The organism is Pseudomonas lactucae (assembly GCF_036688725.1).
Lineage (GTDB): Bacteria > Pseudomonadota > Gammaproteobacteria > Pseudomonadales > Pseudomonadaceae > Aquipseudomonas > Aquipseudomonas lactucae.
The window spans coordinates 57,881-83,614 of record NZ_JAQQPT010000010.1 but is presented as its reverse complement, the minus strand read 5'-3'; the positions used below and the strand labels follow the sequence as shown (position 1 = coordinate 83,614).

22 protein-coding genes are annotated in these 25,734 nt (G+C 63.1%); 1 reads left to right on the top strand and 21 read right to left on the bottom strand.

The annotated features are described in order from the left end of the window. Positions 1-60 precede the first annotated feature (60 nt). From efeO (V6M90_RS13335) to efeU, 4 genes are read right to left on the bottom strand one after another with little or no spacing between them, the layout of a single operon-like run. A complete protein-coding gene (gene efeO / locus V6M90_RS13335; protein WP_003174229.1) occupies positions 61-882 on the bottom strand; it encodes an iron uptake system protein EfeO in 822 nt (273 codons plus the stop codon). Positions 883-910: 28 nt separating this feature from the next. Next, positions 911-2,212 (bottom strand): iron uptake transporter deferrochelatase/peroxidase subunit, encoded by a 1,302-nt coding sequence (gene efeB, locus V6M90_RS13330; protein ID WP_332846651.1) that lies wholly within the window; start codon positions 2,210-2,212, stop codon positions 911-913. 14 nt (positions 2,213-2,226) lie between these two features. Beyond that, positions 2,227-3,429 carry an iron uptake system protein EfeO gene (efeO, locus tag V6M90_RS13325; RefSeq protein WP_332846650.1) on the bottom strand — a complete coding sequence of 401 codons (1,203 nt, stop codon included), beginning with the start codon at positions 3,427-3,429 and terminating at the stop codon, positions 2,227-2,229. 10 nt (positions 3,430-3,439) lie between these two features. Further along, positions 3,440-4,285 carry an iron uptake transporter permease EfeU gene (gene efeU, locus V6M90_RS13320; protein WP_078824855.1) on the bottom strand — a complete coding sequence of 282 codons (846 nt, stop codon included), beginning with the start codon at positions 4,283-4,285 and terminating at the stop codon, positions 3,440-3,442. A 168-nt stretch (positions 4,286-4,453) separates the two neighbouring features. Here efeU and V6M90_RS13315 point away from each other — a divergent pair, with 168 nt between their 5' ends. Then, positions 4,454-5,470: an AraC family transcriptional regulator gene (locus tag V6M90_RS13315; protein ID WP_332846649.1), complete on the top strand. Its 1,017-nt coding sequence runs from the start codon at positions 4,454-4,456 to the stop codon at positions 5,468-5,470. 118 nt (positions 5,471-5,588) lie between these two features. Here the strand turns inward: V6M90_RS13315 and V6M90_RS13310 are convergent, their stop codons facing one another. The 17 genes from V6M90_RS13310 to V6M90_RS13230 form a co-directional block, all read right to left on the bottom strand. Then, on the bottom strand, positions 5,589-7,004 hold the full coding sequence (locus V6M90_RS13310) for an efflux transporter outer membrane subunit (RefSeq protein ID WP_141063935.1): 1,416 nt from the start codon (positions 7,002-7,004) through the stop codon (positions 5,589-5,591). Further along, positions 7,001-10,180: an efflux RND transporter permease subunit gene (locus tag V6M90_RS13305; RefSeq protein WP_078733393.1), complete on the bottom strand. Its 3,180-nt coding sequence runs from the start codon at positions 10,178-10,180 to the stop codon at positions 7,001-7,003. The genes V6M90_RS13310 and V6M90_RS13305 overlap by 4 nt, the downstream gene beginning before the upstream one ends. Positions 10,181-10,195: 15 nt before the next feature. After that, positions 10,196-11,437, bottom strand: a complete 1,242-nt coding sequence (mexE, locus tag V6M90_RS13300) for a multidrug efflux RND transporter periplasmic adaptor subunit MexE (protein WP_078733419.1) — start codon at positions 11,435-11,437, stop codon at positions 10,196-10,198. Positions 11,438-11,747: 310 nt separating this feature from the next. Further along, a complete protein-coding gene (locus V6M90_RS13295; RefSeq protein WP_003174221.1) occupies positions 11,748-12,830 on the bottom strand; it encodes a protein-glutamate methylesterase/protein-glutamine glutaminase in 1,083 nt (360 codons plus the stop codon). After that, positions 12,793-13,323: a chemoreceptor glutamine deamidase CheD gene (cheD, locus tag V6M90_RS13290; RefSeq protein ID WP_003174220.1), complete on the bottom strand. Its 531-nt coding sequence runs from the start codon at positions 13,321-13,323 to the stop codon at positions 12,793-12,795. Before cheD ends, V6M90_RS13295 begins: the two co-directional genes overlap by 38 nt. Continuing rightward, positions 13,320-14,129, bottom strand: a complete 810-nt coding sequence (locus tag V6M90_RS13285; protein WP_003174219.1) for a CheR family methyltransferase — start codon at positions 14,127-14,129, stop codon at positions 13,320-13,322. The genes cheD and V6M90_RS13285 overlap by 4 nt, the downstream gene beginning before the upstream one ends. Positions 14,130-14,138: 9 nt before the next feature. Then, positions 14,139-14,678, bottom strand: a complete 540-nt coding sequence (locus V6M90_RS13280; protein WP_003174218.1) for a chemotaxis protein CheW — start codon at positions 14,676-14,678, stop codon at positions 14,139-14,141. A 36-nt stretch (positions 14,679-14,714) separates the two neighbouring features. After that, positions 14,715-16,373, bottom strand: coding sequence for a methyl-accepting chemotaxis protein (locus tag V6M90_RS13275; protein ID WP_003174217.1), 1,659 nt, complete (start codon positions 16,371-16,373; stop codon positions 14,715-14,717). Positions 16,374-16,402: 29 nt separating this feature from the next. Next, positions 16,403-18,442 (bottom strand): chemotaxis protein CheA, encoded by a 2,040-nt coding sequence (locus tag V6M90_RS13270; RefSeq protein ID WP_332846648.1) that lies wholly within the window; start codon positions 18,440-18,442, stop codon positions 16,403-16,405. 41 nt (positions 18,443-18,483) lie between these two features. Next, positions 18,484-18,771 (bottom strand): STAS domain-containing protein, encoded by a 288-nt coding sequence (locus V6M90_RS13265; protein ID WP_078733386.1) that lies wholly within the window; start codon positions 18,769-18,771, stop codon positions 18,484-18,486. A gap of 22 nt (positions 18,772-18,793) precedes the next feature. Next, positions 18,794-19,162, bottom strand: a complete 369-nt coding sequence (locus V6M90_RS13260; RefSeq protein ID WP_003174214.1) for a response regulator — start codon at positions 19,160-19,162, stop codon at positions 18,794-18,796. Between the two features lie 9 nt (positions 19,163-19,171). Next, a complete protein-coding gene (locus V6M90_RS13255) occupies positions 19,172-20,083 on the bottom strand; it encodes a methyl-accepting chemotaxis protein (protein WP_370694855.1) in 912 nt (303 codons plus the stop codon). 416 nt (positions 20,084-20,499) lie between these two features. Further along, positions 20,500-21,030 carry a sterol desaturase family protein gene (locus V6M90_RS13250; protein WP_003174212.1) on the bottom strand — a complete coding sequence of 177 codons (531 nt, stop codon included), beginning with the start codon at positions 21,028-21,030 and terminating at the stop codon, positions 20,500-20,502. A gap of 36 nt (positions 21,031-21,066) precedes the next feature. After that, positions 21,067-21,555 (bottom strand): response regulator, encoded by a 489-nt coding sequence (locus tag V6M90_RS13245; protein WP_003174211.1) that lies wholly within the window; start codon positions 21,553-21,555, stop codon positions 21,067-21,069. Next, on the bottom strand, positions 21,552-23,867 hold the full coding sequence (locus V6M90_RS13240) for an ATP-binding protein (RefSeq protein WP_332846647.1): 2,316 nt from the start codon (positions 23,865-23,867) through the stop codon (positions 21,552-21,554). Before V6M90_RS13240 ends, V6M90_RS13245 begins: the two co-directional genes overlap by 4 nt. Beyond that, positions 23,864-24,517, bottom strand: coding sequence for a response regulator (locus tag V6M90_RS13235; protein ID WP_003174209.1), 654 nt, complete (start codon positions 24,515-24,517; stop codon positions 23,864-23,866). Before V6M90_RS13235 ends, V6M90_RS13240 begins: the two co-directional genes overlap by 4 nt. Further along, complete coding sequence (locus V6M90_RS13230; protein WP_332846646.1) at positions 24,514-25,680, bottom strand: sensor histidine kinase; 1,167 nt, start codon at positions 25,678-25,680, stop codon at positions 24,514-24,516. The genes V6M90_RS13235 and V6M90_RS13230 overlap by 4 nt, the downstream gene beginning before the upstream one ends. Between the last annotated feature and the right edge of the window lie 54 nt (positions 25,681-25,734).

The window sequence follows — 25,734 nt, the reverse complement described above, 5'->3', positions numbered from 1 at the left end:
CCCCGGAGGCAGAGGTGGCCAGGGCCGGCCGACCTCTGCCGCGTTACCTGAGGGGGTGTATCAGTTCAAACCCAGCTTGCCACGCAATGTCGATAAGTCTTCAGCCAAGGTGTTGACCGGCCCCACCAGCGCCTTGCGGTCGTTTTCCTTGACCTTGTCGTAGGTCTCGAAGCCGCCGTCCTGGGTCTTGTACTTGGCCAGGACCTTGTCGACGCTGGCGAAGTTCTTGTCGACCTTGGTCAGGAATGCCTTGTCTTGCTGCGCGATCTGGCCCCGGAACAGGTCGACGATTTTCTTCGCGCCGTCGATGTTGCCCTGGAAGTCATACAGGTCGGTGTGGCTGTAGCGGTCTTCTTCGCCGGAGATCTTGGTGGCGGCGACTTCTTCGAGCAGGGCGGCGGCACCGCCCACGACTTTCTCCGGCGGGAAGGTCAGGCCGTCGACGCGGTTCTTGAGGTCGCTGACGTCGGTGTTGAGCTTGGCGGTCAGTGTCTCCAGGCCCTTGGTCGAGTTCTGCGAGAACAGCGCGTATTCGATGCGATGGAAACCGGTGAAGTCCTCGGCGGTCACGCCTTTTTCATGGTCGTCGACACGCGAGTCAATGGACGCGTCGAGGTCGCTGAACAGTTCGGCGATCGGCTCGATGGATTCATAGTGCACGCGGGTCGGGGCATAGAGCTTCTTGGCCGTGGCCAGGTCGCCTTTGTTGATGGCGTCGGTGAATGCCTGGGTCTGGGTCACCAGCTCATCGATTTGTTCGGTGACGTAGATCTTATAGTCCGATACCGGGCCTACCAGGTCCAGCGGCGCCGTCGTGGCGGCGAAGGCGGCCAGGGGCGAGAGGGTCATTAACAACGACAACGCGAGAGTCGACTTCTTCATGGGACGGTTTCCGCTGTGGGGGTTGGTTTCAGGTATTGGCAGTGGTTTGGGGGTGCGAAGCCGCGAGCAGCGTGCGTCCCAGGTAATCTTTAGGGCCGGTGACCCCCGGCAAGGTGAAGAAGTACCCGCCGCCGACCGGCTTGAGGTATTCCTCCAGTGGTTCGCCGTTGAGCCGGGTTTGCACGCTGATAAAGCCTTTCTCCAGGTCAGCCTGGTAGCAGATGAACAGCAGCCCCATGTCCAATTGACCGTTTTTGTTGACGCCGTTGGAGTAGTTGAACGGCCGACGCAGGATCAGGTTGGCCTGGGTCTGCGGAGTACGCGGGTTGGCCAGGCGGATATGCGCATCGAGCTTGGTCAATTTGCCGTGCGGGTCCTTGCTGTAGTCGGGCACCTGGCTTTCCATTTGGCCGTCCATGGGCGCGCCGGTGGTCTTGACCCGACCGATGATGCTTTCCTGTTCTTGCAGGGGCGTGCGGTCCCAGCGTTCGACGAAGTTGCGGATGATGCGCACTGCCTGATAGCTGCCATGGGCCGCCCAGGTGGGCTCGTCGCTGCCGGGCTGTACCCAGACAATCTGGTTCATCGCCTTGTCGTCGTTGGAGTCGGGGTTGGCCGAACCGTCACGAAAACCCAGGAAGTTACGCGCGCTCTGCGCAGGCGTGCCGGGCTTGGCGGGCGCCTGGGGCGGCACGCTGCCTTCCTGCTTCCAGCGCACCAGCAGCAGGTCGGGCAGGTTTTTCACGATGTCGCGCAAGGCGTGGATATTGGTGTCCGGGGTATTGGAGCTGAACTGCAGGCTCAAGTCGCCATGGCACTGCGCCGGTTCCAGCGCATCGTTGGGAAAGCCGACCATGCGGCTCAGGCGCTTGGGTTTGACGGCGCCGAGGCCGAAGCGCTCATCGAACAGCGACTCGCCGACGGATACCGTGATCGTGAGGTTGTCCGGTGTGACCACCGGGCCGAGGATTCCGGAATCGGTAGGCGGCAGTTTCGGGTCGACCTGCGCCACGGGGCCGCCGGTCATCAGGAAACTGATGCGTTCGTTCAGGGTGCGGAACAGGCGCTCCAGGTCTTCGCGGTCGCTGGCCAGTACGTCGAACGCCACGACCATGCCGCAGGCCGGACGCGGGGTGACGATGCCGCTCTGGTGCGGGCCAAAAAAGTCGTGGTGGTCCTGGGTCTTGTCGCTGCGCGGAGCCGTGGTGACTTGCTCGGCGGCGGCCATGGCCGGGCAGGCCAGGCTGCTGCCGGCAATCGCTGCGCCGGTGGCGGCCATGCCCAGCAGGACACGGCGGCGTTGTGCATCAAACTGTCGGGTATCACTCATTTGTGCGGTCGTCTTCACTGCAGGCCGGAAAGGCCAAGGGCGGGGTCGATTCCATCGAGTGCAACGGCCAGAGCCTTGGCCTTGTCGGCGATCTGCTTGCGCTGATCGACGGTAACGCTGTCGTACGTGCTGTAAGTGTTATCGACCTTAAAGCCTGCGAGTTCGGCATCGAACGCGGCAAGGGCACTGTCGATTTTCGGCAACAGCTGCGCGCCGGATTTGGTCAGCAGCGGGCGCATCAGCTCCACCACCTTGTGGGCGGCCTCCAGGTTGGCGGCGAAACCGTTCAGGTCGATGTGGCTGTAACGTTCTTCTTCACCGCTGAGGGCGCGTGCATCGGCCAGGCTGTTGAGGTTGCGCACCACGATGCTCACCAGTTGTTCCGGTGGCAGGGACTGGGCCAGCAGTTGCTGTCTGAGGGTGGTGACATCCGTCACCAGGCGCTGCGCAAGCGGTGTAAGGCCATCGAGGCTGCGTTGCTGGAACAGGCTGTATTCGAGGCGATGGAAGCCGCTGAAGGCCGGGTCCTGCTCGCGTTTTTCAAAGTAATCGGCGCGCGCGTTGATGGCATTGTCCAGTTCCGCCAGGCGTTGGGCTGCCGGGGCCAGGCGCTGGTAGGCCGCGCGGGCCGGCAAATACAGCGCCTGGGCCTGGGCCAGGTCACCGGCCTCGATCGCCTGTTGCAGAGCGGTCGTGGCCTTGACCAGCGCAATGCCCTGGCTGCTCAAGTACACACGAAATTCCGACAGCGGGCCGATAAACGCCACCATCGACGGCTTGGCCTTGGCCTGGGCATCGGATGCCGCCGTGGGGGTCACATGCAAGGTGCCACGCGGGTTGCTCAGCAGGCCGCAGGTGATCGCATAGTCGCCCGGCAACAGGTTGGCATTGATCACCTGGCTCAGGCCGGGGGCGATGTTTTCGCGTTCTTCGACCACCAGCACACCATCGAGAATTTCCCATTCCACCGCCCGTTCGGAGCGGTTGATGATGCGAAAGCTCGCGCGTCCGGCAGGCACTGTCAGCGCATTGGGTTCACAGGCGTGGCCATGGATGGTCACCGCGATTTCATTGCTGTTGGCCTGGCGCTTGGCGGCGGCCAGTTGCGATGCATAGTAGAACAGGCCGCCGGCGGCGATCATCACGACCACCGAGCCGGCCACCGCCCAGCGCAAGGCGCGGGATGGCGGGGCAGGTTGAGGCGTTGGGTTGGACAAGAGACGGTCCTTACTGGCTGGAAGCGGAAGAAGGGGCAGCGGCTGGCTTGGCCGGCGTCGCGGGCAGGAAGAACATCACCAGCGCCACCACCAGGTAAATCAGGTAGGCACCCAGCGTGCTGACGGTCGGTGCTTCCTGATAGCCGAACATGCCGGCCAGCACCGAGCCCAATGGGCTGTCCATTGGCAATACGGCGCTGAAATCGAACAGCACGCTTTGCAGGTGGTTCCACACCCCGGCTTCGTGCAGGGCCTGCACCGAGTTGGCGAGGATGCCGGCCGCGACCACCAGGATAAACAGGCCGGTCCAACGGAAGAATGCACCCAGGTTCAAACGCATGCTGCCGGTGTAGATCAAAAAGCCCACCACAATCGCCAACACCAGGCCGAGCAGGGCGCCCAGCGGTGCGCCGGGGCCTTCGCTCTGCTGAAACACCGCCAGCAGGAAAAACACGGTTTCGAGGCCTTCGCGGGCCACGGCGAAAAACACCATCAGGATCAGTGCGATGACCTGGTGCCTGGACCCGGCCAGCGCCTGATCGAGGGAGGCGTGCAGTGAATGCTTGATCGAGCGCGCGACCTTGCGCATCCAGAACACCATTGAACTGAGGATACCCACGGCGACCAGCCCGACCACGCCTTCGAACAGCTCCTGTTGTTTCTGCGGGAACTCGGCGCTGACCAGTTCCAGGCCGCCGCCCACCAGCAGGGCGAGCGCAGCGGCGAGGAACACCCCAATCCACACGGCGGGCATCCACTGGCCGCGGCCGGTCTGTTGCAGGTAGCTGGCAATGATGCCAACGATCAAGGCTGCTTCAATGCCTTCGCGCAGCATGATCAGAAAAGGGACGAGCATTCAGCACCGCAGGGTCATTAGATAGGGTGCTAAGTTGTAACATAATGATACTCATTGCTAAACGTGAAATATTGACTTTTGCTGAACGGCGGCTGAACGGTGGTGGCAAAGCGCAACCGCCCTTATGATGCACGCCACCTTATGCACGAGCGGATTGCCCCACTGCCCATGTCGGAAAAAGACACCATCTCCATCCACCTGGTGCGCGAAGCCTTGTTGCAGAGCTGCGTGCCGGGGGCGGCCACCGCCGAGGCCCTGAGCAAAGTCGGGATCGACCCGGCGCTGCTGCAACAGCCTGCCGCCCGCGTGCCGGCGGCTGCCTATGCACGCCTGTGGCGCTTGCTGGCGCGGCGTTGCGATGATGAGTTTTTCGGCATGGACCCGCGCAGGCTCAAGTCCGGCAGCCTGGCGTTTCTCTGCCGGGCGGCCATCGCGCAACCGAGCCTGGCGGCCGGCCTGGAAACCGGCTTGGGCTTCCTCTCGCTGATGCTGGAACACCTGCCGGCGCAACTGGTGCGCCAACAGAGCCTTGCGGAAATTGTGTTGCTGGAACCCGATGTCGAGCCCAATCGCGCCTTTACCTATTTCACCTACTGGATGATCGTGCACGGCGTCGCCTGCTGGTTGGCCGGGCGGCGCATCCCGATCCTGGCCATCGAGTTGCGCTGCCCGCCGCCGGATTTTTGTGATGATTATCGGGTGATGTTTTCAGACAACCTGCGCTTTGACCGACCCCGTACGCGCATGATTTTTTCCGCTGAGTGCCTCGACCTGCCGATCAAGCGCAGCCCGGAAGAACTCAAGCGCTTCCTTGCCCAGGCGCCGGCCAACATCCTGGTCAAATACCGCGATCCCGACAGCCTGGCCATGCGTATCAAGCACGACCTGCGTCAGATGCCGCCCGATACCTGGCCGGAAACCGAGGGCCTGGCGGCGGTTCACTGTATTTCCGCTTCGACTTTGCGCCGCCGCCTGGCGGAAGAAGGGCAGACCTATCAGGGGTTGAAGGACAGCGTGCGCAAGGAGTTGGCTATCGTGTGGCTGGCAGAGCCGCAGATCAGTTTTGCCGAGATAGCCGAGCGATTGGGGTTTGCTGATACCAGTTCGTTTTATAAAGCGTTTCGTAAGTGGAGCGGGTCAAATCCGGGGCATTATCGGAGTTTGATTCTTAATGAGGCTACGTAGGACGTAAGGGTCTTGTTTTCAATTTTTTAGGATATTTCAAACAAAAAAAGCCCCATGACCGAATCGATCACGGGGCTAAAAATTGGCTGGATGCGACCAACCAAAGGAGCTCTTTACGTTACTTGGCCGTCGCGACGACCGTATCCGGCTGCCATCCGCCGCCCAGCGCCTTGTAGATCGCCACAATCCCGCGATACAGGTCGACTTCGGCCTGGGCCTGGGTGTCTTCGGCGGCCAGGCGTTCGCGCTGGGCGTCGAGCAGGACCAGGAAGTCCACGGTGCCTTCGCGGTAGCGGATCGCGGCGAGGTCGGCGGCGGCGCGGCTGGACTCACTCTGACGGATCAACGAGACCAGGCGCTGTTGGCGTTTACCGTAATCACTGAAGGCATTTTCCGATTCTTCCAGCGCCAGCAGCACTTGTTGCTCGTAGGTGGCCAACGCGCCATCAGCTTCGGCGTCGGCGCCACGCAGACGCGCGCGCACGCTGCCCAGGTCAAACGCGGCCCAGGTGATGCTCGGGCCCAGGGACCAGGCATTCGCCGCGGCCGAGCCGATCTGCGAACCACGCCCGGCGGTAAAGCCGAGGAAGCCGCTGAGGCTGACCCGTGGGAACAGGTCGGCCTTGGCCACGCCGATGCGCGCGGTGGCGGCGGCCAGTTTGCGCTCGGCGCTGAGGATGTCCGGGCGCCGTTGCAGCAGTTGTCCTGGATCGCCGATCGGCAACGCCTTGGCAATCGCCGGCAGGTCTTTCGGGCTCAGGTCCACGCTCAGCTTGTCGGGGCGCTGGCCGAGGAGGGTGGCGATGCGGTTGCGCTCGCGCACCTGTTCGGCTTGTAGTTGCGGCACGCTGGCTTCTACCGCCGCCAGGCGTGCGTCGGCGCGTTCCACGTCGAGCTGGTCGCCCACCCCGGCATCGCGCAGGCTGACGGTGATGGTGCGCGACTCCTGCTGGTTCTTCAGGTTGTCCAGGGCGATGCGTTCACGCAGTTGCGCGCCGCGCAGTTGACCGTAGGCGTCCACCAGTTCGGCAATCATCGTGACTTGCAGCTGGTACAAGTCAGCCTCGGCGGCTTGCTGGTCGGCGTCGGTGGCTTCCAGGTTGCGCTGGATGCGGCCGAACAGGTCCAGCTCCCAAGCCATGTCCAGGCCGAGGTCGTAGCGCTCGGTCTTGATCCGGCGAGAGGTTTGCCCCGGGACCTGGCCCTTGCCCTGGTCACTGCTGACGCGGCTGGTGATGGTCGGCATGGCGTCATTGCTGGCGTCATCGCGGATCGCCCGTGCCGCCCGCAGGCGGGCAAAGGCGACGCGCAGATCACGGTTGCCTTGCAGCGACTGAGTGACCAACTGGTTCAGGGTCGGGTCGTCGAACTGTTGCCACCAGATGCCTTCGAACTTGGCATGGTCATACTGCTTGGCATCGGCGGCGGCGGTGATGTTCGCCGCTTCCGGGGTCTGGGTTTTGTAGTCCGGGCCCACGGCACAGGCGCTCAACGCCAGTACCAGCAAGCTCGGCAAAAAGACGTTCACACTCATTGCTGTGTCTCCAGCTTCAAGGCCTTGGCCGCTTTGCGCGCTTCCTGGCGCTCCACATAGCGACGGATCAGTACGTAGAACACTGGCGTCAGCAACAGACCGAAGAAGGTCACACCGATCATCCCGGAGAACACCGCCACACCCATGGCATGGCGCATCTCGGCACCGGCACCGCTGGAGAACACCAGGGGTACCACGCCCATGATGAACGCGAACGAGGTCATCAGAATCGGCCGCAGACGCAGGCGGCAGGCTTCCAGTACCGCGGCGAGCGGGTCGAGGCCTTCCTGCTGTTTGTCCTTGGCGAACTCGACGATCAGGATCGCGTTCTTGCAGGCCAGGCCCACCAGTACGATCAGGCCGATCTGGGTAAAGATGTTGTTGTCGCCGCCGGAGATGATCACCCCGGTAATCGCCGACAGCAGCGTCATCGGCACGATCAGGATCACGGCCAGTGGCAGGCTCCAGCTTTCGTATTGGGCGGCCAGTACCAGGAACGCCAGCAGCACGCAGAGCGGGAACACGAACAGCGCGGTATTGCCCGAGAGGATTTGCTGATAGGTCAGGTCGGTCCACTCGTAGGTCATGCCGTTGGGCAGTTCATCCTTCAACAGTTTTTCGATCGCGGCCTGGGCCTGGCCGGAGCTGTAGCCCGGTGCGGCGTTGCCGTTGATTTCAGCGGTGATAAAACCGTTGTAGTGCATCACACGGTCCGGTCCCGAGGTGTCGCTGACCTTGATAAAGGTCGCCAACGGGATCATTTCGCCCTTGTTGTTGCGCACTTTCAGCTGGCCGATCTGGTCTTCATCCAGGCGGAACTGCTGTTCTGCCTGCACGTTGACCTGGTAGGTGCGGCCAAAGCGGTTGAAGTCGTTGGCATACAGCGAACCCAGGTAGATCTGCAGGGTGTCGAAGATGTCGCTGATCGCCACGCCGTGGGTCTTGGCCTTTTCCCGGTCGATGGCGGCATCGACCTGAGGCACGTTGACCGTGTAGCTGGTGAACAGGCCGAACAACTCCGGCACGTTATGGCTCTTGGCAATGATGTTCTGGGTTTCCTTGTACAGCTCGTCGTAACCCAGGTTGCCACGGTCCTCGATCTGCAGGCGGAACCCGCCGATGGTGCCCAGGCCCTGTACCGGCGGCGGTGGGAAGATCGCCATGTAGGCTTCCTGGATGTTGCTGTACTGGCCGTTCAAGGCGCCGGCAATCGCACCGGCCGACATGCTCGGGTCTTTACGCTCGTCGAACGGTTTCAAGGTCACGAACACGATGCCGCTGTTCGGGCTGTTGGTGAAACCGTTGATCGACAGGCCAGGGAAGGCCACCGCACTGTCCACGCCCGGTTGCTTCAAGGCGATTTCGGACATGCGCTTGATCACGTCTTCGGTACGGTCCAGGCTCGCGGCGTCGGGCAGCTGGGCGAAGGCCACCAGGTATTGCTTGTCCTGGGCCGGTACGAAACCGGTCGGGGTATGGGCAAAGCCGAACCAGGTCAGCACCATCAGGCCTGCGTACAGGAACAGGGCGATGCCGCTGCCGCGAATCACTCGGCGTACGGTGCCGACGTAACCGTGGCTGGCCTTCTCGAAGAAGCGGTTGAACGGACGGAACAACCAGCCGCCGAAAATCTTGTCGAGCACCTTGGAGAAGCGATCCTTCGGCGCGTCATGGCTGCGCAGCAACACGGCGGCCAGGGCAGGGGACAAGGTCAGCGAGTTGAACGCGGAGATCACCGTGGAGATCGCGATGGTCAAGGCAAACTGCTTGTAGAACTGGCCGGTCAAGCCGCTGATAAACGCCGCTGGAATGAACACCGCGCACAGCACCAGCGCGGTGGCGATGATAGGGCCGGTCACTTCGCTCATGGCTTTTTCAGTCGCCGGGAACGGTTCCAGGCCCAGCTCGATGTTGCGCTCGACGTTCTCCACCACAACGATGGCATCGTCCACCACGATACCGATGGCCAATACCAGCCCGAACAATGACAACGCGTTGAGCGAGAAGCCGAACAGGTGCATCACCGCAAACGTACCGATCAACGATACCGGCACCGCCACCAATGGGATGATCGAAGCGCGCCAGGTCTGCAGGAACAGAATCACCACCAGCACCACCAGGATCAGCGCTTCGAACAGCGTATGCACCACCGCTTCGATGGAGCCGCGCACGAAGATGGTCGGGTCATAGACGATGCTGAAGTCCATGCCTTGCGGGAAGCTCTTTTTCAGCTCCGCCATCTTGCTGCGCACTTCGTTGGAAATCTCGATGGCGTTGGATCCCGGACGTTGGAAGATCGGGATCGCCACTGCCGGCTGGTTGTTGAGCAACGAACGCAGGGCATATTGGCTGGAACCCAGTTCGACCCGTGCGATGTCTTTGAGACGCGTGATTTCACCGTTATCGCCGGAACGAATGATGATGTTCTCGAACTCTTCCTCAGTGACCAGACGGCCCTGGGTGTTCACCGACAACTGGAAGGCGGTAGCATTCGGCGCAGGCGGCGCACCGAGGGCGCCAGCGGCCACTTGACGGTTCTGCTCACGGATGGCTGTCACCACATCGGTGGCGGTCAGGTTGCGTGAAGCCGTCTTGTTCGGGTCCAGCCAGACGCGCAGGGAGTAGTCGCCCATGCCGAACAGCTGCACATCACCCACGCCGCCCAGGCGCGCCAACTCATCCTTGATGTTGAGCAGGGCGTAGTTGGACAGGTAGAGCATGTCGTAACGCTGATCCGGGGAGGTCAAGTGCACCACCATGGTCAGGTCGGGAGAGGCCTTGTCCACGGTGATACCGATGCGCGTCACTTCCTCCGGCAGTTTTGGCTGCGTACGCGTCACACGGTTTTGCACCTGCACCTGCGCGTTGTCCAGGTCGGTGCCCAGGGCGAAGGTGATGGTCAGGGTCAGCTTGCCGTCGGCGGTCGACTGCGAGGACATGTACAGCATGTTCTCGACACCGGTGATGGCCTGCTCAAGCGGGGCCGCCACGGTCTCACCGATGACCTTGGGGTTGGCGCCCGGGAAGTTGGCGCGCACCACCACGGTCGGCGGCACTACTTCCGGGTATTCGCTGATCGGTAATTGGAACAGCGAGATCGCGCCGGCGATCAGGATCAACAGCGAAAGCACCGCTGCGAAGATCGGCCGCGAAATGAAGAACTTGGAAAAATTCATCTTGAGTCGTATCCCTTAACCGCGTGGAGTCGCGACACTGGCCAGTTTGGGCGCGGGTTTTTCCGGCGCCACTTGTTCCAGGTTGCTGGCTTCAAGCGCTTGTCGTTGTTGGGCCAAGGCGGCGAGGGTTTCCTTGCTGGCCATCGGAATGGTTTCCGGTGCGACCGGCGAGCCCGGACGCACGCGCTGCAGGCCCTTGACGATAATGGTGTCGTCCTTGTTCAGGCCGCTGCGCACGATGCGCAAACCTTCGATCTTCGGCCCCAGTTCCACCGAGCGATAGGCCGGCTTGTCGCCTTCCATCACCAGCACGAACTTCTTGCCCAGGTCGGTGCCCACGGCTTCGTCGTTGATCAGCACAGCGGAGTAGGTGCCGCTGCCCACCAGCTTCAGGCGCGCATACAAGCCAGGGGTGTATTCGCCCTTGCTGTTATCGAACACCGCACGACCACGGATGGTGCCGGTGGCCGGGTTGACCTGGTTGTCGACGAAGTTCATCTGGCCCAGGTGCGGGTTGCCGGTTTCGTTGGACAGGCCCAGGTACACTGGCGTAGTGGCGCCACGACGGCCCTGGCGAGCCAGTTCGGTGTATTTGAGGAACACGCGCTCATCGGCGTCGAAGTAGGCGTAGACCTTGTCGGTGGAGACCACGCTGGTCAGTGCGGTGGTATCGGCGGTCACCAGGTTGCCGGCAGTGATTTCGGCACGGCTGACGCGGCCACTGATCGGCGCGGTCACGCGCGTGAAGCTCAGGTTCAGCTTGGCCAGGTCCAACTGCGCCTGGATCCCGGCGACGGCGGCGCGGGCTTCCTGGGCGGCGGTGGTGCGCGAGTCGGCCAGTTCGGCGGAGATCGCATTGCTCTGGCGCAGGCGTTCGCCACGCTGGGCTTCGTTGTCGCTGCGGGTGGCGGCGGCTTTGGTTTGAGCGAGCTGGGCTTCAAGGCGGCGCACTTCAGCCTGGAACGGACGCGGGTCGATCTGGAACAGCAGGTCGCCTTTCTTGACCAAAGCGCCTTCGGTGAAAGCGACTTGGTCAATCTGGCCAGAGACCCGTGGACGAATCTGTACGGTTTCCGGCGCTTCAAGACGGCCGGTGAATTCGTCCCACTCGTTGACCGGTTGTTCCAGCACCTTGGCCACGCTGACTTTGGCCGCCGGCATGGCGGCCGCTTGTTCCGGGGTCTTGCCGCACGCGCTCATCACCACCACGGCCAGGATCGCCAGGGGGAAGCGCAAAGGTTTGAATGACTGTTCCATGAGGTGCATCCGCCAATGTATTTGAGATGGGCGGATCATGCGCGGGGACGCGGTATGTCACGAATCGAATGAAGCAAAGGTAACTATCATTCGGAATGATATAAGCGCGAGATTAGCCCTCTAGCCTGGGGGTTTCGTTAGGGGGCTATCAATAGGCGTGATAATACTTGATGAAGCAGTCAGGCCTGGCGGGTCGCCTCGGGAGCACGGCTATCTAACTGACGCGCCGCAGCCTAAATGTGGGCAATCAGCCAGATACGTGTCGGCTATCAGGACGTCAGGGGAGCAAGCTCCCTCGCCACAGGTGTTTTCACTTATGCAAAATCGCCTGGTGAATATCCTGCAACGCCATGATGCGCTGGGCGGCATTGAGCTTGATGGCTTCCTTGGGCATGCCGAACACCACGCAACTGGCCTCGTCCTGGGCCACCGTGGCGGCACCGGCATCGAGCATTTCCTTGAGGCCACGGGCGCCGTCGTCGCCCATGCCGGTCATGATGATGCCGGTGGCGTTCTTGCCGGCAAACTTGGCCACCGAGCGAAACAGCACGTCCACGGACGGCCGGTGCCGGTTGACCAGCGGCCCGTCGATGACTTGCGCGTGATAGAAGGCGCCGCTTCGAGTGACCATCAGGTGCTTGCCGCCGGGGGCGATCAGCGCCAGGCCTGGGAGTATGCGGTCATTGTTGCGCGCTTCGCGCACCTCAATCTGGCACACGCTGTTGAGGCGTTCGGCAAATGATGCGGTGAATTTCTCCGGCATGTGCTGCACGATCACCATGCCCGGGCACACCCTCGGCAGCGCCGTCAGCACGGCCTCCAGCGCCTGGGTGCCGCCGGTCGAGGTGCCGATGGCGACGATGCGCTCGGTGGTCTGGGCCATGGCCTGGCCGTTGGCGGCGGGCAGGATCGCATCGGCACTGAGCTTGCCCGCCGGTACAGGGGCCGGGGTCGGTCGCGCAGTGCGCTTGCCGAGGTTCTTGACATTGGAATTGGCAGCCGCGCGGATCGCCGCGACCAGCTCCGGCGCCGACTCGATCAGGAAGTTTTTCAAGCCGGTGGTGGGTTTGGTGATGATTTCCACCGCGCCGGCCGACAGCGCCTGCAGGGACGTCTCCGCGCCTTTCTGGGTCAGTGAGGAACAGATCACCACCGGCGTCGGGCGCTCGCTCATGATTTTGCGCAGGAAGGTGATGCCGTCCATGCGCGGCATTTCCACATCCAGCACGATCACATCCGGCCATTCCCGTGCGAGTTTGTCCATGGCGAAGATCGGGTCGGACGCCGCGCCCATGACGTGGATGTCCGGCGTGTCGTTGAAGATCGCCAGCAGCACCTGGCGCACCACGGCCGAGTCATCGACCAGCAATACACTGATTTTTTTGGAAGGCATTGTTTTCAAGGATTCCCATTGGTTGATGCCGGACCCAGACGTTGCCGTTCCACAGGTCGAACACGATGGTGCGATAACCGGTACTGCCCATGTCCTGGGCCGTCAGATGCAAGTGATGATGCTCGGCCAGGGCCAGCGCCGCGCGGATATTCAGGCTGGCCACATTGCGCGCCGGCAAATACTGCTGTGCAGGGAACATCTCGCCGCCGCCGAACACCTTCACCTGATAATCCTGCGCCTGCGTGCCATGGGCGCGCGCGTGCTGAAGCAGCAGCTCCAGCGCTTCGTCACCGTATTTGCCATCCAGGGGCTGATCATGGCGCAAACGTGCCGGCAGCATGAAATGACACATGCCGCCGATCAGCCGTTGCGGGTGCCAGAAGGTGAACGCCACGCAGGAGCCGAGCAGGGTGCGCAGGCGCGTCGGCCGCGTCATAAAACTGACCTGGCCTGGCGCCAACACCACTTCGGCCGCACCGAGGGGCTTTTTCATGGCTTGCGGTAAATCGACGGTGCCACCAGCTTCAGGGTGTCGTTCACCCCATTGAGGCTTTCGGAGTGACTGATGATGAAATGGCCGCCGGGTTTGAGCAGCGGCAACAGGCGAGCGACCACCTGGCTCTTGGTCTGCTGGTCGAAATAGATCATTACGTTGCGCAGGAAAATCACATCGAATTCGCCCAGGCCCGGCAGTGGTTCGTTCAGGTTGACCTGCACGAAGCTGACACGGTTGCGCAGGCTCTTGTCGATCAGGAAGGTGCCTTCCTGACGGCCGATGCCCTTGAGGCAGTACTTGGTCAACAGCGGCTGGGGCAGGGTGCCGATGCGCTCCATCGAATAATGCCCGGTGCGCGCCTTGGCCAGCACCTGGGTGCTGATGTCCGAGCCGACCACTTCCCAGGGCGTGGTGCCCAGGGCCTCGGCCAGGGTCATCGCCAGGCTGTAGGGTTCTTCGCCCGACGAGCTGGCCGCGCTCCACACGCGAAACACTTTGCCCGGCGCGGCCTTGGGCAGCACCTGCTGACGTAGAAAGTCGAAGTGCTTGGGCTCGCGGAAAAAATAGGTCTCGTTGGTGGTCAGCAGGTCGAGCGCGACTTGCAGCTCACCCTTGCGCTGATCGCTCATGATCAGCTTGAAGTAGTCTCCATAGCTCTCCAGCTCATAGTGCTTGAGACGCTTGAACAGCCGCCCGGCCACCAGGGCTTTCTTGGCCGGCGACAGGTTGATGCCTGCCGCCCGGTACAACCAGGATTGGAACTGACCGAACTCACGGTCATTGAGCGAAGAGGTGTCTGCCATGATCACACCTCAACGCGGGTCGAGGTCGAGCGCCGGGCCCTGGGCGCTTTCGGCCAGGCTGGACATCTCATCGATAGACAGCACTTTGTCCACCTCCAGCACAATCACGAACTTGCCTTCGACCTTGGCCATGCCACCGATGAAGTCGGCACGAATCCGCGCGCCGAAGCTGGGCGGCGGCTCGATCTGCGCCGCCGGGATCTCTTGCACGGCAGATACCGTGTCCACCAGCAGTCCGATGTCCTGGGGCTGACCATCTTCGGTGCTCGCCTCGATGATGATCACACAGGAGCGTCGGGTAATCGCCGAGTTCGCCCGGCCAAACCGCGCCGACAGGTCCACCACCGGCACCACGGCGCCGCGCAGGTTGATCACGCCGCGCACGAACGCGGGCATCATCGGCACCACCGTCAGGCTGCCGTACTCGATGATTTCCTTGATGCCCAGAATGCCGATGGCGAACATCTCGCCGCCGAGCATGAAGGTCAGGTATTGGGCATCCTCATCGGCCGTAACCGCGGCCTGTCGGGTAGTCATCACTGCACCCATGTCATTCTCCCTATAAGCCCGTGTCGATGCCTGGCATCAGAAACGGGTGAATTCCGATTCGTCCGGGGCGCTGGCCATGTTGTAGGCATAGGCCTGGCGCGGAGCCTGCGGTGCCGGGCGCGGTGGCTGACGGCTGGGCTTGCTGCCCTGGCTGTCTACGTGGCTGCTTTGCACCGCGGCCCTGGGGGTGGCGTCAAGCACGAAGAAACTCATGGCTTGTTGCAGCTGCTCGGCCTGACTGCTCATTTCTTCGGCGGTGGCGGCCAGTTCCTCGCTGCTGGAGGCGTTCTGCTGGGTGACCTGGTTGAGCTGGGTCATGGCCGTATTGATCTGCGCGACACCAGCGGCCTGTTCCTCGGACGCGGCGCTGATTTCCTGCACCAGGTCGGAGGTCTTGTTGATCGAGGGCACCATCTCGTCGAGCAACTTGCCGGCTTTCTCGGCCATGTCCACGCTGCTGGACGACAACTCGCCGATTTCCTGGGCGGCCACCTGGCTGCGTTCCGCCAGTTTGCGCACTTCGGCGGCGACTACGGCAAAGCCTTTGCCGTGTTCGCCGGCCCGTGCAGCCTCAATGGCGGCGTTGAGCGCCAGCAGGTTGGTCTGGTAGGCGATGTCATCGATGATGCTGATGCGCTGGGCGATTTTCTTCATCGCCACCACCGTCTGCTGCACCGACTCGCCGCCGTCGGTGGCTTCCTTGGCGGCCTTGCTGGCCATGCCATCGGTGACCTTGGCGTTTTCGGTGTTCTGGTTGATGCTGGCGCTCATCTGCTCCACCGACGCGCTGGTTTCCTCGACGCTGGCGGCCTGTTCGCTGGTGGCCTGGCTCATCGATTGCGCGGTGGCGCTGACTTGCTCCGAGGCGCTGGCCAGGTTGTCGGCGGCGTTGCGCACTTCGCCGATGATATGCGCCAGTTTGCCGACCATATTGCGCATGGCGTTGAGCACCATGCCGGTTTCATCCTTCGAGCCTGGCGCGATAGGGGTATTGAGATTGCCCTCGGCCAATTGCTCGGCGGCGCTTGCAGCCAGTCGCAGTGGGCGGGAAATGATCCGCGCAATGAACAGCGCCAGCCCCAGGCCGATCAGCAGCGCCGCGCCCAGTACCACAATGATCAACAGGCGTGATTCTTCATACAGCGCCGAGCCCCTGTCACCGGCTACCGTGGCGCCGGCGTCGTTGAGTTCGACCATTTTCTGCAAGCGGCTGGTCAGCTCGTCGAAGTGCACCTTGGATTCGCCGCGCAGCAGGGCGCGCGCCTGGGCTTCCTGGTTCTGCCGGGACAGCTCGAACAATTGCAGGCTGGCTGCCAGGTAAGCGCTCCAGGCGCTCTTCACGCTGACCAGCAGCTGACGGTCCTCGTCGTTCGACAACAGTTGTTCGTAGGTGCCCAGCCGGGTTTCGAACTGCTGGCGCGCTTCCACGGCTTCACGCTCGGCCTGGGCTTTTTCCTCGGCAATTTCGGTGCTGATGTTGCGGTTTTCTTTCAGTCGGTAGTTGGCGGCAAAAAAACGCATGCCTGCCGCCGCGCGCATCGACGGCATCCAGTTGCCCCGGATCTCCTGCGCCGCATGGTTGACGGCGCCGAGCTGGAGGATGGCGAACGCGCCCATGCCCGCTGTGAGCGCCAGGACCACCAGGAACGAGCTGATCAACTTGGTGGAAATCTTGAGATCGTAGAACCATTTCATCGGGAAACCTCCATGGAATTACAAATGCTTCAGCGCACGACGACCGAGGCCGACGGTGGCACCTGAGGCGTGCGCGCTTCTTGTTGTACGATTTGATTGAGCAGTGCCGGCACATCCAGAATCAAGGCCACCGCACCGCTGCCCAGAATGGTCGAGCCGCTGATGCCGCGCAGCGCGCCGAACAGCTTGCCCAAGGGTTTGATCACGGTCTGGAACTCGCCGAGCAGGTCATCCACCACCAGCCCGGCCTTGTGTTCGGCATAGCGCACCACCACCACGTTCTGACGGCGGGCCGCCGGGCCTTCGTGGTTGAAGTGCTCGCGCAGGTCCACCAGCGGCAACACCTCGCCGCGCAGGTCCAGGTAGCCCTGGTCGCGGCTGGATTGGCGCTGGCGTTCGTCCAGCTCGATGCATTCCTGGACCATGTCCAGCGGAATCACGTAGGTGGATTGGTCGATGCCCACCAGGAAGCCATTGATGATCGCCAGGGTCAGCGGCAGGCGAATGCGCACCACGGTGCCCTGGCCCGGGCGGCTGTCGAGGTCGACGGTGCCGCGCAGCAGGGTGATATTGCGCTTGACCACATCCATGCCGACGCCCCGCCCGGAGAGGTTGGTGACGGCCTCGGCCGTGGAGAAACCGGCTTCGAAAATCAGGTTGTAGATCTCCTGGTCGGTGAGCACCGCACCGCTGGCGACCAGCCCGCGTTCCTGGGCTTTTTCCAGGATACGTTCGCGGTTGAGGCCGGCGCCGTCGTCGGCGATCTCGATCACGATGCTGCCGGAGTCGTGGTAGGCATTCAGGCTCAGGTGGCCCTTGGTCGATTTGCCGGCCGCGCGCCGGGCGTCGGCGTTTTCGATGCCGTGGTCCATGGCGTTGCGCAACAGGTGCATCAGCGGGTCGCCGATTTTCTCCACCACGGTTTTGTCCAGCTCGGTTTCCGCGCCGCTGATGATCAGGTCGATGTCCTTGCCCAGCTCCTGGCTGACATCGCGCACCACGCGGCGGAAGCGATTGAATGTATCGCCGATGGGGATCATGCGCAGGTGCAGGGCGCCGTCGAGAATCTCTTCCACCAGCCCCGACACGGTGGAAGTGGCTTCCTGCAATGGGTCGTTGTTGCAGGAGCGGGCCAGCAGACTGGCGCCGGCGCTGGCGATGACCAGTTCGCCGACCAAGTTGATCAGTTCATCGAGCTTGTCGGCATTGACCCGCACGTAGCTGCCGTCCCGGGGCTTGGCTTCGTTGGTCGTCGCCACCCGCTGTTGCGCCGTCTCCACGGGGCCGGGGGCGGCCTGGGTGACCAGCTCGGTGCTGGTGATGGCGCCGCTGTCGCTCGGCTCATCGACGGCGTGGATGTGCACTTCACAGTCATCGCGTACGAAATCGAAGACTTCATTAAGGGTGGTGTGGCTGGCCTTCGAACGCAGGTCGATCTCGAAGCCCAGGTAGCAGCTTTCCGGGTCCCAGGCGTCCATGGGCGGAATGCTCTCGGTCAGGGTTGTGACCTGCAACACCTGGCCCAACGTGTCGAGGTAGCGCAGGAAGGACAACGGGTCCATGCCATTGCGGAATACGTCCACGCCGAAGCGCAGGGAAATGTGCCAGAGCACCTCGGCCTGGGGCGCGTCATCCGCGCCAAAGGTTTCGATGGCGGCGCTGGCGGTCTGCAGCGACTGATAGGCACTCAGCGCCTCGCGCAACACCTCACCGCGCGCCAGCGTCGCAGGTTGCAGCGCGCCGCCGTGGTGGTCGACCGCCTCGATCAGTTCGAGGATGTGGTCGCCGCACTTGAGCAGCACCGCGATCAGCCCCGCATCCACCGTCACACTGCCGTCGCGCAGGCGGTCGAGCACGTCTTCGACGATATGCGTGAACCCCACGATCGGCGCCAGGCCGAAGAGCCCGGCCGAGCCCTTGATGGTATGTGCGGCGCGAAACACCGCGCCAATGGCATCCTCATCACCTGGCTCGCTCTCCAGTTGCAGCAGGGATTGCTCCATGACCTGCAACAGCTCGCGTGCTTCGGCGATGAAGGTCTGCTGTGCCTGATCGAGATTAATACTCACCTGGACATTCCTTTGTCGCTCGTTGATCGGGGTAGGGCGCGCTAAAAGACAGTGCCGCCACATAATTGCAACGTTTGGGTCACCGCCTGGCTTTGTCCGACAAGGCTTACCGGCGTACCGCCGGCTGTGGCCTCACGGTGGATCACCGCCAGTAATTGCAGGCCGGCGCCGTCGATTTCCGTGACCTGCGACAGGTCGAGCTCCAGGCGCGGCGCGGTGCCGAGTTGGGGCAGCAGCTCGGCGGCCAGTTCGGCCACGGTGTAGATCGTCAGTTCGCCCTCGATGCCCACGCGGGCGATGCCTTCGACTGTTTCGCTGATGATGGGCATGGGGCCTCCGGGCCGTTAGCGATCAGGGCAGGATCAATTTGGACACCGCCGCCAGCATCTGCGCCGGCTGGAACGGCTTGACCACCCAGGCTTTGGCGCCCGCGGCCTGGCCTTCGGCTTTTTTCGATTCCTGCGATTCGGTGGTCAGCATGATGATCGGGGTGAACTTGTAGCTGGCCAGCTTCTTGACCTCCTTGACGAAGGTAATGCCGTCCATGTTGGGCATGTTCACGTCGCTGATGATCAGGTGCACCTTCTGCCCGTTGAGCTTTCCCAGGGCATCCTTGCCGTCGCACGCCTCGATTACGTCGTAGCCGGCGCTTTTCAAGGCGATGCCGACCACTTGCCGCACGCTGCTCGAGTCGTCGACCACTAATACATTCTTCGCCATGCTCTGCTCCTAGAAAAAGGTGATGTCTTCTGAACTCTGTTGCACGGCCGTGGTGCCATGGTGCGTACGCCGCTGCTCGTCGGTGGCATAGGTAGCCTCCATACGCGCCAGCCACTGCCGGGCATCCACGGCCACCGGCTGGTCCGGCGCCTGACTGGCCTGCAGCAGGTGCTCATGCAGGGCGTGCATGTTGTCGCGCACATGACTGAGGATCTGGCTGACCCGGTCCTGGAATTGCAGGTTGACCAGCACCTCGGTCATCTCGTCGCGAATCCCGTAGCTTTCCTGCTTGAGCAGGTCGGCGGAGTCGGCCAGGTGACCGGTGATGGTCTGAAAGCGCTCAAGCACCTGCTGGATACTCTGCTCGGACGCGGCCACCGAGTGGCTGTCCTGGTCGGCGCTGCTGGAGGCCGCTTGCACCAGTTGGTTGATGGCGTTATTGATGATGTCGACCTTGGCCGACATCTGCTGGCCGGTCTCGCTGGACTTGCTCGACAGGCTGCGCACCGCATCGGCCACCACCGCAAAACCACGGCCGGCGTCACCGGCGCGTGCTGCTTCGATCGCCGCGTTGAGGGCCAGCAGGTTGGTTTGTGCCGCGATCGCCGCCACATCGGCGGCCATGCTGCGCAACTCACCGGTATAGGCCGTGAGGCTGCGTACTTGCGACAGGGTCTGGTCGCGGCTCGATTGGGCGGCCCTGAGGGAATCGATGACCTGGCTCAGCTCGCTGTCGCTGCGCGCCAGCACCTTGAGGGCGCCGTCGGCGGCCTGCCCATCGAGCTCGCCGGCGGCTTGCTGTGAGGCCTGTACAGTGTCCTGCAACCGCGTGGAAATACCGGTGAAACGATTAGCCAGGCTGACAATGGCGTCTTCGGTCTGCTGGCGCGAGCTTTCCACCTGTTTGGCCCAGATCGGCATGGCGCCGAGCAAGACTTCGTCGAGTTGTGCCCGTGAATCCGCGCTCTGTTGCGCGGCCTGCGTGGCGCCAGGGGCTTGCCGCGCAAGGGCGCGGCGCACCGCCTCGTGCTGCGCCCTTGCGCTCCAGGCGCAGGCACCGAGGCCGATCAACGCCAGCACCGCGCAGGCCGCCAGGTTGGCCGGCGACGCGGACTGCAGGAGTATCCAGACGGCGGCGGGGATGACTGGGAGTAAAGCGAACCAAAGAATACGCGGATGACCGGGAAGGGCAGTACGGCTGGATTGACTCGGGGTCATGAGTTCGGTCCTTGAACAGTATTGCGGATATAAACAACATAGAAGTTATCCGCCCCATTCGCCGCAACTTTAGTCCTCTCTATATGCCTTCCGTCTGGTTTATGACGGGTACGTTACCTTCACTCCACGCGTTCAACCCGCGCCGGCGTGCGAATGAAGGTGCGAAACACGTGATCCCACAATGGCGAGGACACGCCGAAGTTTTTCTCGATGCCTTGGCGGTGATGCAGGTCGTGATTGGCAACCAGCCCCGGAATATAGCGGTACGCCCAATGCGCGGGGCGGTGCATCACGTAATGCACCGAGATGTAATAGAAGTAGCCGGTCACCGCGCCGATGAACGCCGAGGTCAGGCCGGTGTACCAGGCAAACAGCAGCAGCGCGGCAAAGGTGGTGCTGGTTTTCCAGCTCGACACCCCGATGTAGGCCAGTACATCAACGTGGTGGGTCCAGTGTTCGCGGCGGTACAGCGAGTGGAACAGGAAGCGGTGCGCCGAATACTCCACCAGCGTCCAGGCCAGCAGGCCGGCGAGCAGTTGCCATGGATCCAGGGGCGCCAGCCACAGCGCAAAGCCGATGAACAAGGGGATGGTGAAGAAATCCAGGTAATACGCGACTGACGACATCAGCCATTTGTTCGAAGCCGCCATGTGCGGGCCATCCTTGAGGTGCGATCGATGGGGGAGCTAGGCCGGAGTGTCCCCGGCGGCGTGGAGATTGCCCGTTGATTCACGCCGTTGCAACAACTCGATCCGCTGCGCCGGTACCAACCTGCGCAAGGTTTTGTAGAGCGCGCGGGTTTCCAGCAGGTTCCATACCCGCAACATGGTTTCCAGCGCGTCCAGTGGCTTGCTGATGAAGTCCCTGGCACCCAGCGCCAGGGCACGTAGGCGCGTGTCGCGGGTGGCGTCGGCGGTGAGCACCAGGATCGGCAGGTATTCGTCGTGGGGGATGCGCCGGTTGAGTTGCTCCAGCACCGCAAAACCGTCGAACTCGGGCATGTGCAGGTCGAGGATCACCAGGTCCGGCTCGAAGCTGTTGAACAGTTCCAGGGTGAGCAGCGGCTGGGTGCTGCTCAGCACGTTGGTCAGTCCTTCGCGCGCCAGCAGTTGCTCCACCAGTTCGAGGTTAGGGCGTTGGTCGTCGATGATCAGAATACGCAGGTCGGTGTTCACGCGGGCTCCGGGAAGTACTGGTCGAGATGGGCGAGAAACGCAGGCACGTTGATGGGTTTGTTCAAGACCGCCGTGGCGCCTGCGTCCTGCAAGGCCAGGCGGGTCCGGTCGCTGGCGTCGGCGGTGATCATCAGCACCGGGGTGGCGTGGGTGACCGGTGACTGACGCAGGCGTTGCAGCACTCTCAAGCCGTCGATGTCCGGCAGGGAAACATCCAGCAGAATCAACTGCGGCCCATGCTGCGCGGCCAGGTCCAGGCCCAGTTGGCCTTGCATGCTCGACAGCAGTTTTATCCCCGGCCGACGTTGCAGCAGGGTTTCGATCAGCGCGAGGCTGGAGAGGTTGTCCTCGATACACAGCACCTTGCCCTGAAACGCGCCAGTCAACGGGGCAGGGCGCTTGAGTTCGCTGTCGATGAGCGGTAATGCAAGGCTTTGCGGGGCGTGCAGGCGTACCCACGGCAATTCCAGGGTGAAACGCGAACCGATGCCGGCCTGGCTGTGTACGTGCAACTGGCCGTCCATGTTTTCCAGCAGGCTTTTGCTCAGCGCCAGGCCCAGGCCGCTGCCTTCCACATTCGGGTCGGCGCCCAGACGCTCGAAGGGGGTGAACAGCTGCCCCAGGTGATCGGCCGCGATGCCCTTGCCGCAATCGCACACCGACACGCCGATGCGCTGCGCGTCGACAGTCACCTCGATGCTCACTTGCCCGTCGCGCCGGTTGTATTTGATCGCATTGGACAGCAGGTTCAGCAGCACCTGGGTCAGGCGCTGGCGGTCGGCGACGATGCCAATGTCGGCCGCCAGGGTGGGCAGCGGCTGCAACTCAATACCCGCGTCGGTCGCCATGGGGGATACCAGCGTCAGTGCCTCTTGCAGCACCTGCGTCAACGGCAGTGGGGCGATGTTCAGCGCCAGGCTTCCCGCTTCGATCTTGGCGATGTCCAACACTTCGTTGATCAGCGTCAGCAGGTGCTGGCCGGCGCGCAGGATATGCCCGACATGCGCCTTTTGCGTCTTGGCCGCGTCCATGTCCAGCAACTGCGCAAAACCCAGGATCGAATTGAGCGGGGTGCGCAGCTCGTGGCTCATGCGCGACAGAAACTCACTTTTGGCGCGGCTGGCGCGCTCGGCTTCCTCGCGTGCGGTGCGCAGGGCTATTTCGGCGGCGCGGCGGTCGGTGATGTCGCGGGTGATCTTGGAAAAGCCGCGCAACGCGCCGGTGCCGTCGTACTGCGCGGTAATCACCACACTGGCCCAGAAACGCGTGCCATCCTTGCGGCAGCGCCAGCCTTCTTCGGTGTAGTCGCCGTCGCGGGTCGCCTCGCGCAAGGCCATCTCGGGGTGTTGCGGGCATTCCTCGGGCAGGTAGAACAGCGAGAAATGCCGGCCGATGATTTCCTGCTCGGTGTAGCCCTTGATGCGTTCGGCGCCGTTGTTCCAGCTGGTGACGTGACCTGCTGTGTCAAGGGCGAAGATCCCGTAGTCCTTGACCCCGTCGATGATCAGCCGCAAGCGTTCTTCGTTGTCGCGCAAGGCGCGTTCGCGTTCAGCCAGCAGCACGCCGGCTTCCACCAGGCGCGTGCCCAACTGGCCGATCTCATCCTTTTCCGGCGGTTGCGCCAGCAACGGCTGACCCAGCGCCAGGCGTTGCGCATTGCGTTGCACGTTCTGTACCCGCGCCACAATGCCCTTGGACAGGAACAGCACCGCGACAATCGCGCCGAACAGCCCGCAGATCGCCGCCAGCCAGGTCGACAGCAACAGCCGTTGACGGGTCTCGGACGCCGCGGCGCTGCGCTCGGCCAGCAGTGATTCTTCCAGGGTCAGCATGCTGCTGATGTGTTGGCGCAACGCATCGAGAATGTGCTTGTTGCTGATCAGAATGGCGCCAATCGATTCCGCCGTGGCGTCGCGGTCCTTGAGCATCTCCTCCAGCCCATCGACCTTGCCGTCGATCAACGGCTTGATCGCACTGAGTTGCTCGCGCACCCGTGGGTCGCGCACGTTGCGGTCGAGCCGATGCAGCGCCGCCTCGATCTGCGGCCTGGCGTTCAAATAGCTGGGCAGGAAGTCCTCGCGCCGGGTCAGCAGGTAACCGCGTACACTGGCCGCCGCCTCGGCGAGCAGGGTGTGCACGGCCTGGATATCGCCCTGCACCCGCAGCACCCGGCGCACATCCTCTTCGGCGCGGGCGGTCTGCCGTTCGGTGATGTAGATCAGCACCAGCGACAACAACAGCACCACCAGCGGCAGCGAAATCACCACCAAGGCCTTGCCCCGCAATGGCAAGTCGGCCCAGCGCCGCTTCATGGTTGCACCACCAGGCCCAGCGCGATGCCACGCACGGCGGCTTGGGTGCGGTCGGCCGCGCCGAGCTTGCCGATCACCCGTTCCACATGGGCTTTGGCCGTGCCGGTGGTAATGCCTAACTGCTCACCGATGGCACGGTTGCTCATGCCATTGGCGACCAGGCCCAATACCTGACGCTCGCGCGGCGTGAGGTGTTCGGCGGGCGCGGCACCGCTGGCCTGGCGCTCGGTCATGCGCCGCAACAGCCGCGCACTGACCGCCGTATTGAGCGCTTCGCCGCCGGCGGCCACCTGTTGCAAGGCCTGGATCACCTCGTCACGGCTGGCATCCTTGAGCAGGTAGCCCACCGCACCGGCATTCATCGCGGCTTCCAGATGGTCGGGGCTGTCGTCCATGGTGAACATCACCACCTTCAGGTCCGGCAAGCGTTGTTGCAGCAAGCGCGCGGCGCCCAGGCCATTGAGCACCGGCATGCGGATGTCGAGGATGACGATATCCGGCAGCAGTTGCTCGCACAGTTCTACTGCGTGTTGTCCGTCACGGGCCTGGCCGACCACCTCGAACTGCGGGTGGCCGGCCAACAGCGCGACAAAACCGGTGCGGGTGACTTCGTGATCGTCCGCCAGTACCAGGCGCAACACCGGGCTCATTGCGCGGCTCCCTGGGGCTGTATCGGCACACGGGCCTGCAGTTGCGTGCCACCGTCGACTGCACTGACGCAGCTGAAAAGACCGCCCAGCAAGCTGGCGCGCTCATGCATGGTGGCAAGCCCCAGGTGCTGGGCGGCATCGCGTGGTTGTTCGCAGATGAAACCCCTGCCGTTGTCGTCCAACTGCAGCACGGCCGTCGCGTCGCGCAACACCAGCGCCAGTCGCACCTGGCTCGCCTGTGCGTGCTTGAGCACATTGTTGATGGCTTCCTGGCCGATCCTGAACAGGGCGATTTCCACCTGGCTGGGCAGTCGCGTTTCGCACTGCGCCTGCCACACCACATCGATCCCGGCGTCACGCAGGCGATCGGCTTCTTTATCGAGGGCCTTGAACACACCGAAATCATCCAGCACGGTGGGACGCAGGCCCGCGATCAGTTGTCGGCCCTCGCCGACAGAGTGCTGGGCCAGGCTGAGGATCGCTTGCAAGTCCGCACTCAATGCCTGCGGCAGGTCCGGGCAGCGACCGGCGAAGCCTTGCAGCCGTTGGTGCAAACCGGCAAGGGTCTGTGCGAGGCCGTCGTGCAGGTCGTAGGCCACCCGTTTGCGTTCATCTTCCTGCGCATGCAGCAAGCGGTTGACCAGGTCGGACAGCGTGCGGTCGCGCGCCTTGAGCGTGGTCAGCAGGCGGTGGTTCTCCACATGGGTGGCCAGCAGCGTGGCGAGCAGTTGCAGGGATTCGATGTCCTCATGTTCCGGCGCTCGCAGGCTGACGCTGTTGCTCACGATCAACATGCCAAAGGCCGCGCCGTGACTGCCGCACAACGGCACCTGCAAAGCACTGTGCGGCTGCGTCTGCCAGCGTGGCGCGCGCAGGTCGCGGTCGGCGAGGGCGGCCAGGTTGGCCAGGCGCGCGGGGCTGCCATGGCGAGCCGTGATCTGGGCGTCGCCCTCGGCCTCCCATTCCAGCAGCACGCCGTGGTCCATCGCGAGGAAGCCGCAGGCCCTTGTCAGCACGCGTTCGCGCATGACATCGGGGGCCAACTGCGCCAATGCCTGGCCCGTGTCCACCAACAGGCGCAGGCGTGCGGTGCGACTTTCCGATTGTCTGAAATGCGCGCGCATGGCCAGGGCGCTACCGGGGTCAAAGGGTGTGTTCTGCATAACGGGATGCTCAGGGGCGCGAGGGGGCTATTAGACCTTGCCGGGGCGGTTGAG

Bases quoted from the DNA above. Each gene is read 5' to 3' on its own strand.
- efeO (WP_003174229.1), bottom strand. From the start codon at position 882: ATGAAGAAGTCGACTCTCGCGTTGTCGTTGTTAATGACCCTCTCGCCC.
- efeB (WP_332846651.1), bottom strand. From the start codon at position 2,212: ATGAGTGATACCCGACAGTTTGATGCACAACGCCGCCGTGTCCTGCTG.
- efeU (WP_078824855.1), bottom strand. From the start codon at position 4,285: ATGCTCGTCCCTTTTCTGATCATGCTGCGCGAAGGCATTGAAGCAGCC.
- V6M90_RS13315 (WP_332846649.1), top strand. From the start codon at position 4,454: ATGTCGGAAAAAGACACCATCTCCATCCACCTGGTGCGCGAAGCCTTG.
- V6M90_RS13310 (WP_141063935.1), bottom strand. From the start codon at position 7,004: ATGAGTGTGAACGTCTTTTTGCCGAGCTTGCTGGTACTGGCGTTGAGC.
- V6M90_RS13305 (WP_078733393.1), bottom strand. From the start codon at position 10,180: ATGAATTTTTCCAAGTTCTTCATTTCGCGGCCGATCTTCGCAGCGGTG.
- mexE (WP_078733419.1), bottom strand. From the start codon at position 11,437: ATGGAACAGTCATTCAAACCTTTGCGCTTCCCCCTGGCGATCCTGGCC.
- V6M90_RS13295 (WP_003174221.1), bottom strand. From the start codon at position 12,830: ATGCCTTCCAAAAAAATCAGTGTATTGCTGGTCGATGACTCGGCCGTG.
- cheD (WP_003174220.1), bottom strand. From the start codon at position 13,323: ATGAAAAAGCCCCTCGGTGCGGCCGAAGTGGTGTTGGCGCCAGGCCAG.
- V6M90_RS13285 (WP_003174219.1), bottom strand. From the start codon at position 14,129: ATGGCAGACACCTCTTCGCTCAATGACCGTGAGTTCGGTCAGTTCCAA.
- V6M90_RS13280 (WP_003174218.1), bottom strand. From the start codon at position 14,678: ATGGGTGCAGTGATGACTACCCGACAGGCCGCGGTTACGGCCGATGAG.
- V6M90_RS13275 (WP_003174217.1), bottom strand. From the start codon at position 16,373: ATGAAATGGTTCTACGATCTCAAGATTTCCACCAAGTTGATCAGCTCG.
- V6M90_RS13265 (WP_078733386.1), bottom strand. From the start codon at position 18,771: ATGCCCATCATCAGCGAAACAGTCGAAGGCATCGCCCGCGTGGGCATC.
- V6M90_RS13260 (WP_003174214.1), bottom strand. From the start codon at position 19,162: ATGGCGAAGAATGTATTAGTGGTCGACGACTCGAGCAGCGTGCGGCAA.
- V6M90_RS13255 (WP_370694855.1), bottom strand. From the start codon at position 20,083: ATGCCGATCTGGGCCAAACAGGTGGAAAGCTCGCGCCAGCAGACCGAA.
- V6M90_RS13250 (WP_003174212.1), bottom strand. From the start codon at position 21,030: ATGGCGGCTTCGAACAAATGGCTGATGTCGTCAGTCGCGTATTACCTG.
- V6M90_RS13240 (WP_332846647.1), bottom strand. From the start codon at position 23,867: ATGAAGCGGCGCTGGGCCGACTTGCCATTGCGGGGCAAGGCCTTGGTG.
- V6M90_RS13235 (WP_003174209.1), bottom strand. From the start codon at position 24,517: ATGAGCCCGGTGTTGCGCCTGGTACTGGCGGACGATCACGAAGTCACC.
- V6M90_RS13230 (WP_332846646.1), bottom strand. From the start codon at position 25,680: ATGCAGAACACACCCTTTGACCCCGGTAGCGCCCTGGCCATGCGCGCG.